Source organism: Paratractidigestivibacter sp. (assembly GCF_963660155.1).
GTDB lineage: Bacteria > Actinomycetota > Coriobacteriia > Coriobacteriales > Atopobiaceae > Paratractidigestivibacter.
Genome location: NZ_CAVKWG010000011.1, coordinates 43,182 through 53,722, shown reverse-complemented (window position 1 = coordinate 53,722; position 10,541 = coordinate 43,182). Strand labels below are relative to the sequence as shown.

At 66.8% G+C, this 10,541-nt stretch carries 9 protein-coding genes; 6 read left to right on the top strand and 3 right to left on the bottom strand.

Going from position 1 to position 10,541, the window contains the following annotated elements; all coding sequences use genetic code 11:
• Positions 1–2,024, bottom strand: a 2,024-nt coding sequence (locus tag U5709_RS01520; protein ID WP_321972608.1) for a MurT ligase domain-containing protein, incomplete at its 3' end; no start/stop codon positions are given.
• Between the two features lie 207 nt (positions 2,025–2,231).
• Between U5709_RS01520 and U5709_RS01515 the strand changes: the two genes are divergently transcribed.
• Genes U5709_RS01515 through U5709_RS01500 form a run of 4 tightly spaced genes read left to right on the top strand, consistent with a single transcriptional unit; the run spans position 2,232 to position 6,297 of the window.
• Complete coding sequence (locus tag U5709_RS01515; RefSeq protein ID WP_321972607.1) at positions 2,232–3,653, top strand: hypothetical protein; 1,422 nt, start codon at positions 2,232–2,234, stop codon at positions 3,651–3,653.
• Positions 3,653–5,023 (top strand): histidine kinase, encoded by a 1,371-nt coding sequence (locus U5709_RS01510; RefSeq protein ID WP_321972378.1) that lies wholly within the window; start codon positions 3,653–3,655, stop codon positions 5,021–5,023. Before U5709_RS01515 ends, U5709_RS01510 begins: the two co-directional genes overlap by 1 nt.
• Positions 5,024–5,082: 59 nt before the next feature.
• A complete protein-coding gene (locus tag U5709_RS01505; RefSeq protein WP_321972377.1) occupies positions 5,083–5,811 on the top strand; it encodes a LytTR family DNA-binding domain-containing protein in 729 nt (242 codons plus the stop codon).
• A gap of 24 nt (positions 5,812–5,835) precedes the next feature.
• Positions 5,836–6,297 (top strand): metallophosphoesterase family protein, encoded by a 462-nt coding sequence (locus U5709_RS01500; RefSeq protein ID WP_321972407.1) that lies wholly within the window; start codon positions 5,836–5,838, stop codon positions 6,295–6,297.
• Between the two features lie 204 nt (positions 6,298–6,501).
• On the opposite strand, the gene U5709_RS01495 is transcribed toward U5709_RS01500, so the two are convergent.
• Together U5709_RS01495 and trxA are read right to left on the bottom strand one after the other, a co-directional pair.
• Positions 6,502–7,290, bottom strand: a complete 789-nt coding sequence (locus U5709_RS01495; protein ID WP_321972376.1) for a phosphatase PAP2 family protein — start codon at positions 7,288–7,290, stop codon at positions 6,502–6,504.
• A gap of 403 nt (positions 7,291–7,693) precedes the next feature.
• Positions 7,694–8,014, bottom strand: a complete 321-nt coding sequence (trxA, locus tag U5709_RS01490; protein ID WP_321972375.1) for a thioredoxin — start codon at positions 8,012–8,014, stop codon at positions 7,694–7,696.
• A 112-nt stretch (positions 8,015–8,126) separates the two neighbouring features.
• On the opposite strand from trxA, the gene U5709_RS01485 reads away from it, so the two are divergent.
• Positions 8,127–8,681 (top strand): hypothetical protein, encoded by a 555-nt coding sequence (locus tag U5709_RS01485; protein WP_321972374.1) that lies wholly within the window; start codon positions 8,127–8,129, stop codon positions 8,679–8,681.
• A gap of 142 nt (positions 8,682–8,823) precedes the next feature.
• Positions 8,824–10,515, top strand: a complete 1,692-nt coding sequence (gene pgi / locus U5709_RS01480; protein WP_321971365.1) for a glucose-6-phosphate isomerase — start codon at positions 8,824–8,826, stop codon at positions 10,513–10,515.
• The last annotated feature ends 26 nt before the right edge of the window (positions 10,516–10,541 follow it).

The window sequence follows — 10,541 nt, the reverse complement described above, 5'->3', positions numbered from 1 at the left end:
AGCACGCCCTCGCCGACGGCGAACTCGTTGTTGCCGGTGCCGGCCACGAGCGGCGTGCCTAGCGGCGTCTCGCCGTCGTCCAGGTACGTGCGCCCGCCGTGGTTCTCGAAGCCAACGATAGGCGTGCATGCCACGGGCGAGTTGATGGCCACGTTGTGGATCAGGCGCCCCTCGCCGCTGCGGGTCTCGGCGCCGATGACGCCCAGGCCCTCCACCTGCGTATTACCCATCATGTAGAAGCGTCCGAGCAGCTGGTATCCGCCGCAGATGGCAAGAAGCGCGCCGTCGGACTCCACGTATGCCGCGAGCTTTTCTTTTTGCGCCAGCAGCTCTTTGCACACGGCGAGCTGGTCGCGGTCCGCGCCGCCGCCCAAAAGCACCACGTCGGCGTCGCTCAGGTCGAGCTCCTCGCCCATGCGCACCTGGTCCACGACCACGGGAATCCCGCGCCACTCGCAGCGCTGGCGCAGCGACGCGATGTTGCCGCCGTCGCCGTAAAGGTTCAGCGCGTCGGGGTAGAGATGCACGATGCGCAGCGGCCGCGCGATCGCGCCCGCCAGCCCGGCGTCGGCAACGCAGCCCAGCTCAACGCGGGCGCAGCCCGCCGCGACGTCCGCCGACCCAGCCGGCCGCTCGGTCCCGTCGAGACGCTTCAGGTCCGCCGTCACGGTGGGAAAGACGGTGTAGTTGGCAACGGAGTGCAGCTCAAGGGCATCGTCGGCGCCAAAGCACCCGCGCACCGCGTCCTCGATGCCGTCGATGAGCCGCGCGTCGATGCCCGCGTACTTGAGGCGCACCTGCAGGTCATTCTTGCGCGTGCCGCCCACAAAGACCCGCTCGAGGTCCAGCTCACAGAGCTTCTCGAAGTCCACGTCCCAGATCCACGAGATGTCGTGCCCGTCGGCGTCGTTGTCGTTGAGGAAGAAGGCCATGAGGCAGCTATCCGCAGCCTTGACCTCAGAGATCATGCGGTCGAAGCCCGCGGGGTTCTTTGCCAGGTTGCTCACCACGTCGCGGCCGAGCACGTGGTAGGTGTGCATGCGCCCGCCCGCCGGCTCGTAGTCGGCGATGACCTGGTCGAGTTTCTCGGTGTCGGCGCCCGCAAACTGCAGCGCCGCCGCCACGGCCGTCACGTTGAACACCATGTAGAGGCCGTTGTAGCGCGTCTTCACGTGCTGAGAGAAGCCGTCCGCGCCGCAGATGTCCCACGAGTAGCCGCCGTCACGGCCGCACTCCAGCGCCACATTGCGCGCGGCGTACGCGAGCTCCGGGCGCTCCCAGCCGCACTTAGGGCAGCGATACTTGCCGAGCTGCCCGTAGTGGACGTAGTCGTAATCCAGCGGCGCGTTGCACTTGGCGCAGAAGCGAGAGTCGCTGATGCGGTCGGCCTCCAGGCCCGTCGGCTCATCAATACCGAAACCGATGCTTGAGTTGGGCACCCGGTCGGCGATGGCCGCGCATAGGGGGTCGTCGGCGTTGTAGATCAGTGTGGTCGTCGGCGACTTCTCCAGCGCCTGCGCGATGACGTCCTGGGTGTGGTCAATCTCGCCGTAGCGGTCAAGCTGGTCGCGGAACAGGTTCAGAAGCACGAGCGCACGGGGCTTGAGCTGCGGCAATACGCGCACGGTGTAGAGCTCGTCGCACTCGAAGGCGCCGAAGCGCTTCTTGCCGGCGGCGGCCCCGGCACCGGCGGCCCCGGCCCCCGTTCCCCGCGACCCACGCCGCCCGGCCACGATGGCCGCCGCGATGCCCGTCTGCATGTTGTTGCCCGCGCGGTTGCACACCACGTCGTAGCCAGCCGCGGCCAGCCCGTCGGCGATCAATCCGTTCGTGGTCGTCTTGCCGTTCGTGCCGGTGACCACGATGGAGCCTTCGAGCGCCGGCGCCAGGTCGGCGATGATCTGCGGGTCGAGCTTCAGCGCAAGGGTACCCGGCACGTTGCCGCCGCCGCGCTTGAGCACGCTCGTGAGCCCCCAGTGAGCCACGTCCGCGGCCGCGCAAGCCAGCCCTGTCTTTACGCCCATGTGTGCCTCCCGTCCGCCAAACCTGCAAAGGGGACAGTCCCTTTTGCAGGTTGCCACGCCATCCGCGAATGTTGCAATCTGCTAACTATGAATAAATCCGAGGTAGGGCGCGCGCTTCGTCCGCCAAACATGGGGGTAATATTATCACTGAGGCGCCCATTGCCCACGACGCCCGCAACCACCGCTTCAGATTGGCCCGGATCTCGCGTGAACCCGCTTATCGTCATACCTTCCTACTGGACCGACGGCGGCCAGCCCGGGCAAGCCGACGAGCTCGGCGAGCGCGGCGCCTACGACTACGCCACCCCCATCAGTAAGCCCCTGCCCGAGCTGGAGAGCTGTCTCTCGTCGCTCGAGCAGGTGCGCGGCGTGCTGCGCGTGGCCGTGCTCGTGGTGGCGGACCAGTCCTGCTACGAGGCCGCCCGCGCCCGCGTCAACTCCATTTGCCGCTCGCACCCCAACCTAAACCCGCTGGTCGTGGGCCGCGAGGAGGCCAAGCGCATTGTCGACGCCGTGAGCAAGGTCGTGCCGAGTGCCAACGGCGAGGTCGCCGGCCTGCGCGGATACGGCGCTATCAAGAACCTCGGCCTGGCCGTCGCCAGCGTCTTCGGCCACGACGTCGCGGTCTTTATCTACGACGATGAGCTCGTGCTCGACCCCGATTTTCTTACCAGCGCGGTCTTCGGCCTGGGCGCCTACACTCGCCAAGACCTCAAGATCCTGGCCAAATCGGGCTTCTACATCGACGAGAACGACTCGCCCTACGCCAAGACCGCCAAGCGCTGGACCGAGAAGGAATGGACCAAGACGGCCCAGTTCAACAAGGTCATGGAGCGCGCGCAGAAGGCCAAAAACCGCATCACCCGCTCCAACCACATGTGCGGCGGCTGCTGCGCCATCCACGCGGAGGCCTTCACTCGCATTCCGTTCGACCCCTACATCACGCGCGGCGACGACCTCGACTACGTGCTTAACCTGCGCAGCTATGGCGTCGACGCGTGGTTCGACAACCAGTGGTGCGTCCGCCAGGTGGTGCCCGAGGAGACCGCCTCGACCGCATCGGTTTTTATGCAGAACATCTACCGCTGGCTCTACGAGTACCGCAAGCTCGATGTGCTCAACTCCCGTCGCGACCTGCGCACCATTACGCTCGAGTCGCTCATGCCCTACCCGGCGCCGTGGCTTTCCGCGGGCGTCGAGAAGCGCATCTTGCACACCGCGCTGCGCCGCCTCGTGGCAGGGCCGCGCCGCCGCGATTACCTGCGCATCCTTACCAAGGGCCGGCGAGAGGCCGATCAGTTCGCGCGCGAGAACGCCTCGCGCTACCTCAGTTTTTCGATGGCCTGGCCGGGCGTCATCGCCGCCATTTGGGACGACCGCTTCCTGCAGAAGGCCATCCTGCGCACGGGCGAGGTCTGCGGACGCGCCGCCCTTGGCAAGAAGCCCGCTGCGGCCTCCGAGCCGCTTTCGGGCATTGCGCTGAAGGTCGCTGACTTCGACGACACCGGCTCCGCAGGGGCGCTCGCGGCGCAGGCCGCCCCCGCCGACCCCGGCTCCACGGGGGCGCTCGCGGCGCAGGCCGCCCCCGCCGCCGCGCCCGCCGACCCCGGCTCCACGGGGGCAATGTAATGTCCCGCAACGGCTCCTCGGCCCTGACGCTGCGCCGCGCCGACGCCATCATCGGCATTGCCGGTGCCCTCACGATGGTGCTTCTTGCCGTCGGGCTCGCCCTCGAGAGCGCGCTCGTCAGCCTTATCGCCGGCGCCCTCATGGCGGGCGTCATCGTCGTCGCGGGTTCGGTCAACCTCGTGCCTGACGACTCCCGCTCCCAAGCGACCGAGCGCACCCTTCGCGTGGCCGCGAACACCTTGGAGCACCTGCACGGCGGTCTCACGCCCCAGAACGCCCAGGCCATCTGCACGCTGCTCCTCCCCGAGACCAATGCCGTCGGCGTGGCCATCACCGACGCCGAGCGCGTCCTCGCCTACGAGGGCAGTCTCGCCGTGGCCTTCCAGCCCGGCGACGCCAACTCACGCCCCACCATGGAGGTCCTGCGCAGCCGCCGCACCGAGACGTTTTACGCCATGGAACAGGACATGAAGCGCCCCCGCCGCCTCTCCGCGGGTGCCCGCTCCGATGGCGCCTCGTTCGGCGCCGTCGTGCCGCTCGTGGTCCAGGGCGAGTCCGTGGGCACCATCAAGCTCTACTACACGCGCGACCGCGACATGGACCGCACCCAGCTCGCCATCGCACGCGGCTTAGGCCAGCTCCTATCGACCCAGCTCTCGGCCTACAAGCTCGACACGCAGGCCGAGCTCGTCGCACGCGCCGAGGTCAAGGCCCTGCAGGCGCAGATCAACCCGCACTTCCTCTTCAATACGCTCAACACCATCGCGAGCCTGTGCCGCACAGACCCCATGCGTGCTCGCACGGTGCTGCGCGAGTTCTCGGCGTTCTATCGCTACACCCTCGAGAGCTCCGAGAGCGGCCTCATCCCGCTCTCGCGCGAGCTCGAGCAGACCCGCCGCTACCTCGTCATCGAGAAGGCCCGCTTCGGCGAGGACCGCATCATCGAGGTGGAGCACGTTTCCGCCGTGGTCGCGCAGGTCATGGTGCCGTCGTTCGTCGTGCAGCCCATCGTCGAGAACGCGGTGCGCCACGCCATGCGCGACTCCGAGCCGCTCCACATCGACATCCATTCCGGCACCGACGGCGACGACGTGCTTATAGCCGTCACAGACGACGGCCTTGGCATGACGAGCGAGGCCGCGGCGCGCCTTCTTGACAAGGACGACGAGGCCGCGGAGCCCGCGCCGGTGGGTAGCGGACGCAAACGCGGCGCAGGTATGGCGCTCAAAAACGTCATGGAGCGCCTCGAGCGATTCTATGGCCCGGGGTCCGGCGTGGAGGTCGTTTCAAAGCCCGGCGAGGGCACCTGCGTCACCCTACGGTTGAGCGGCGCGGCGAAAAAACTTGCCCAAATCGGCGACGAAGAATAACATTTAAACATTTGCATGGGCCTGTTTTTGCAGACCACTGAATCACAAGGAGTTGCTGCATGCGCGCGATGATCGTTGACGATGAGGCCCCCGCCCGTTCTGAGCTGCGGTTTATTCTTGAGGAGACCGGCCGCATCGAGTCCATCACCGAGGCTACGAGTGCCCGCGAGGCCGTCGAGAAACTCATGGAGGCAAAGGCCGACGTGATGTTCCTCGACATCTCGATGCCCAAGACCAGCGGCATGCAGCTCGCCGAGGCGCTGCACAAGCTCAAGAGCCCGCCCGCTATCGTGTTCGTCACCGCGTACAGCGAGTACGCGCTCGACGCCTTCAACGTGGACGCGGTCGACTACCTCATGAAGCCTGTCGAGTCCGACCGCCTCGTGCAGGCGCTCGACAAGGTGGAGGCCCGCAGCGCCAAGGCCGAGCCCGCCCCGGTCCAGAGCCACGGCAGCGTGGAGCGCATCCCGGTGGTCAAGAGCGGCCGCAAGGTCCTCGTGCCCATCGACCAGATCCGCTACATCGAGGCCAAGGACGACTACTCTTGCATCTATACGGACAACGACCGCTTCCTCTCCACCATCAGCCTGGCCAAGCTCGAGGAGAAGCTCGCCCCGCACGGATTTTTCCGCGTGCACCGCGGCTATATCGTCAACCTGGAGTTTGTTGAGGACGTCGAGGTCATCTCGTCCGGCATCCTGCAGCTCGGCATCAATGGCATCGAGGGCAAGAAGATCTCCGTCTCCCGCCGCCGCGTCGTCGCGCTCAAGCGCGCGCTCGGCCTGTAGGGGGAGGGGGGAGACGTGGCAACCATCCGCTACGACATCATCTCCGACACACACGGGCACCTTTCGCCGGAGCTGCTCGAGGCCTTGGCCGGCGCCGACGTCATCGTGCACGCCGGCGACTGCTGCTCGGTCTCCGACTACAACCGCCTCCAGAACATAGCGCCCGTGCAGATGTGCCTGGGCAACAACGACTGGGCGGGCGACTACGGCCCCACCGTCAAGGCGCGCAAGATCTTCTTCGGCAGCGGTTTGCGCTGGCAGGTCGTGCACTACCGCGAGCGCCTGAACCTGCTCAAGTGCGATATCGCCATCTGCGGCCACACGCACTACCCGTTCGTGACGCGCGACGAGTGGACAAACGCGCTGGTCATGAACCCCGGCAGCCCCACGTGCCCCCGCCGCTCCAAGCCCTCCATGGGCCGCATCATCTGCGATGAGGACGCCGGCAAAGTCATCTCCGCCGAGATCATCACCCTGTCCGAGTAACCCCGCCGCGCCCCGCAGCCCCGCCGCCGCCGCGCTTAAGCGCCGCCCCGCTCAACCTACCCTTCAAAGTTCGGAAGGCTTCCAAACTTCGGAAGCCTTCCGAACTTTAGTTAAGAACTATATAACCGCAGGTAAACGGCTTGGGTAAGAAGCGCCTCTTGCCCGAAATAGTTCGGAAGCCTTCCGAACTTCAGGGGGCGGGCGCTAGTGGGTGGCGGCGCTAGGGGCGGCGGCTCCGGGGGCGTCGCCCTCGCGGCCCGCGTTCTCGTCGGCGTCGCTTGCCTCGCGGAGCTCCTGGACCTCGCGCTTGGCTTCGGCAAGAAACGCCGGCGCGATGACGTGGGTGTAGAACGCGAGCCAGATGACGCTTACGCAGAAGCCCGCGAGCACGTCGCTTGCGTAGTGAACGCCCAGGTAGATGCGGCTTACGCCCACCATCACGATGACGAGCGAGAACGCGACGCACAAGAAGTTGCGCAGGCGCCGGTCGCGCTCGTAGGTCCAGATCATCCACACAATGAGGCCGAAGAACGCCATCGAGATCATCGAGTGGCCGGACGGGAAGCTGTATCCCGTCTCGGAGATGAGGCGAAACCCGTCCGGGCGCGGCCGCTGCACGATCTCCTTGAGCACCACGTTGAGCACGAGCGCGCCCACGAGGTTGACGGCGACGCAGCGGCCCGGCGCGCGGCCGGGCGCGAACGCGGTGATGAGGAGGGTCATCAGGAGCAGGACAGGGATCTCGAGCAGGCCGGTGAAGCCCTCCATGACGGCGGTCACGGAGTCGGAACGGAGCTTCTCGACAAAGAGGCGGTAGGCCAGCGTATCGAGCTTCAAGATCTCGCCCTCGCCGACCTCGCCGAGCAGGTAGATAAAGACGACGGCCGCCACAAGCGCCACGACGAGGCGGGTGTTCTCGCGGGCCAGCTTGACGATGCTGCGCCAAAGGCGCTTGACGGGGCTTGCGGCGGGCGTGCTGTCGGGGGTTGCCAAAACGACTCCTATCGCGAGTTTGCTGCGTGGGTTTAGCCCTATCCTACCAGCGCCAGCTGCGTCGGCGTTCTGCAAGAGGCGCGCGGGGCGCGGGATCCGTTGCCCCGCCGCGAGCCCCGAAAACGCGCCATCCAGCAACGCCGCCCCGCCGCGAGCCCCGAAAACGCGCCATCCAGCAACGCCGCCCCGCCGCGAGCCCCGAAAACGCGCCATCCAGCAACGCCCGGTTACTGGACGGCGCGTTTTCGGGGCGCATCAGCCCTTCTCGTTACTGGATGGCGATAATCCGGGGCTCGGCGAACCCCGCCGTTGCTGGATGGCGCAATTTCAGGGCTCGAAGTGTGTGCGGGGGCTCGAGCGGGGCTTCTTGCCGCCGCCGTTCGCAGCCGCGCCCGCGCCGCCGCTAGATGTGCGCGCGAACCTCGGCCACAAGCGGCTCCTTGGGCATCGCGCCCACCATGCGGTGCACGCACACGCCTCCCTTGAACACCATGAGCGTGGGGATCGACACGATCTTGTTCTGCATGGCGAAGTCGTAGTTGTCGTCGACGTTCATCTTGTAAACGTCCAGCTCAGAGGCCATTTCGCCCGCGACTTCCTCGACGATCGGGCCAAGCGCGCGGCACGGCCCGCACCACGGCGCCCAAAAATCGACGAGCACGGCCTTCGTCGCGTCGGAAAGGATCTGCGAGAGCTCCTCGGCCTCGATCTGCTTGACTGCCATGCATCCTCCTGGGCATAAAACGTGCGGGTGGCCAGCGCCCGCGAGTCTGGGTTACCTTCGACTTATACCCGTTCTAAACTGTGATGTGTCCAACTCAGAGGGAAGAGGCCCCATGCCGACCATAGCCGACGACCGCCGCGAGGCGTGCGCACAAAAGACGACCGCCGAGCTCGACGCGCTCGCAGCGCGCGGGGTGCGCGCCGGGGGCAACGCGTATTCGCCGATTCTGGTGGCAAAAGGCGAGCTCACGACCGAGGAGGCCGGCGGCGTCGAGCCGTTCTCGGGCGCGGACGGAGCCGCCCTGCGCGCGTCGCTGAAGGCGCTCGGCTACGCGCCGGAGCACTGGGAGTGGCTGCTGACCTGCGACAACGCGGGGGCGCCTCTTGCCGCGGGGCTGTTCCGCGAGGCCATGTGCGCGCTGGACCCCGCCACGCTCGTGTGCTGCGACGACGCGGCCGCGGCCGCGGTGCGCGAGGCCTACGCCGACGACCTCACCATCCTCGAGAGCTTCGAGGAGGCCATGCTGGAGCCCGGCTATGTGGTCCAGGTCTGCGGCATCCGCGTCCTTAACCTGGGCGGATTCGCCGCGTCTCTTGCCGACCCGAAGGCCAAGCAGCAGATGTGGGCCCGCCTCAAGCGCCTCCCGCCCCTCGCCGAGCCCTACTAGCCCCGCCAAACGCCCCTGTCAAAAGGGGACAGTCCCCAAACCGCTGCGGAAAGGGGACAGTCCCCAAACGGCGGGGCCACCGGGTCCTCTTCGGGCGTAGAATGACTACGTCCGCGGATTATTCACCCAAGGAGGACCAGGCATGGCTACCATCCCCGCCCCGATCGACGCGACCCAGACCCCCGAGTGGAAGGCCCTTGCCGACCACGCGGCCGACCTCAAGGCCAACTTCACGCTGAAGGAGGCGTTCGCGTCCGACCCCGAGCGCGTCGCCAAGCTCTCCTTCGACATGGACGACCTGCATTTCGATCTCTCCAAGAACCTCATCGACGATAAGACCGTCGGCCTTCTTGCCGACCTGGCCCGCGCCGTCAAGCTCGAGGAACGCCGCGACGCCATGTACGCCGGCGAGCACATCAACACCACCGAGGACCGCGCCGTCCTCCACACCGCGCTGCGCCGCCCCGCCTCCGACGCCGGCAAGTTTATCGTCGACGGCCAGGACACCGTGGCCGACGTCCACGAGGTTCTCGACCGCATGTACGCCTTCGCTGAGCGCGTTCGCTCCGGCGAGTGGAAGGGCGTCTCCGGCAAGAAGATCGAGCACCTCGTTTCCATCGGCATCGGTGGCTCTGACCTGGGCCCGGTTATGGTTTACGAGGCCCTGAAGCCCATGGCCGACGCCGGCATCGACTGCCGCTACATCTCCAACATCGACCCCAACGACGCCGCCGAGAAGCTCTACGGCCTCGACGCCGAGACCACGCTCGTCATCGTCGTCTCCAAGACCTTCACCACGCTCGAGACCCTGACCAACGCGCGCGAGGTCAAGGCCTGGATGCTCGAGCAGCTCACCGCCGCCGGCGCCATCGACGGCTCCAAGGCGCAGGTCGCCGACGCCATCAAGAAGCACTTCGTAGCCGTCTCCACCAACCTCGAGCTCGTCGCCGAGTTCGGCATCGACCCCGCCAACGCCTTCGGCTTCTGGAACTGGGTCGGCGGCCGCTACTCCGTCGACTCCGCCGTGGGCCTCTCGCTCATCGTCGTCTTTGGCCCGAAGGTCTTCCAGCAGTTCCTCGAGGGCTTCCACGACCTCGACATGTACTTCCAGAACACCCCGCTCGAGCAGAACGTCGTCGCCCTTATGGGCCTGCTCAACGTCTGGTACGTCAACTTCTACGGCCTCGGCTCCCACGCCGTGTTGCCCTACAACCAGTACCTACACCGCTTCCCGGCCTATCTGCAGCAGCTGACCATGGAGTCCAACGGCAAGTCTACGCGTTGGGACGGCACCGATGTGACCTGCGGCACCGGCGAGGTCTTCTGGGGCGAGCCGGGCACCAACGGCCAGCACGCCTTCTACCAGCTCATCCACCAGGGCACCAACGTGATCCCGGCCGACTTCATCGCCTTTGTCAACACGCCGAACCCGGCCGTCGACGGCGACCAGGACGTCCACGAGCTCTTCCTCGGCAACTTCCTCGCCCAGACCAAGGCCCTCGCATTTGGCAAGACGGCCGACGAGGTCCGCGCCGAGGGCACCGCGGAGTGGATGATCCCGGCCCGCGTCTTTGAGGGCAACCGCCCGACCACTTCGGTCTTCGGCGTCGAGCTGACCCCGCACGCGCTGGGCGAGCTCATCGCGCTCTACGAGCACATCACCTTCGTCGAGGGCACCGTCTGGGGCCTCGACTCCTACGACCAGTGGGGCGTCGAGCTCGGCAAGCAGCTCGCCAAGCAGATCACCCCGGCCTTCCACGACGACGAGGCCCTGTCCGCCCAGGACGCCAGCACCAAGGCGCTCATCGAGTACTACCGCGCCCACCGCAAGTAGTTAGTTGGCAAGAAGCGCTGACTCGG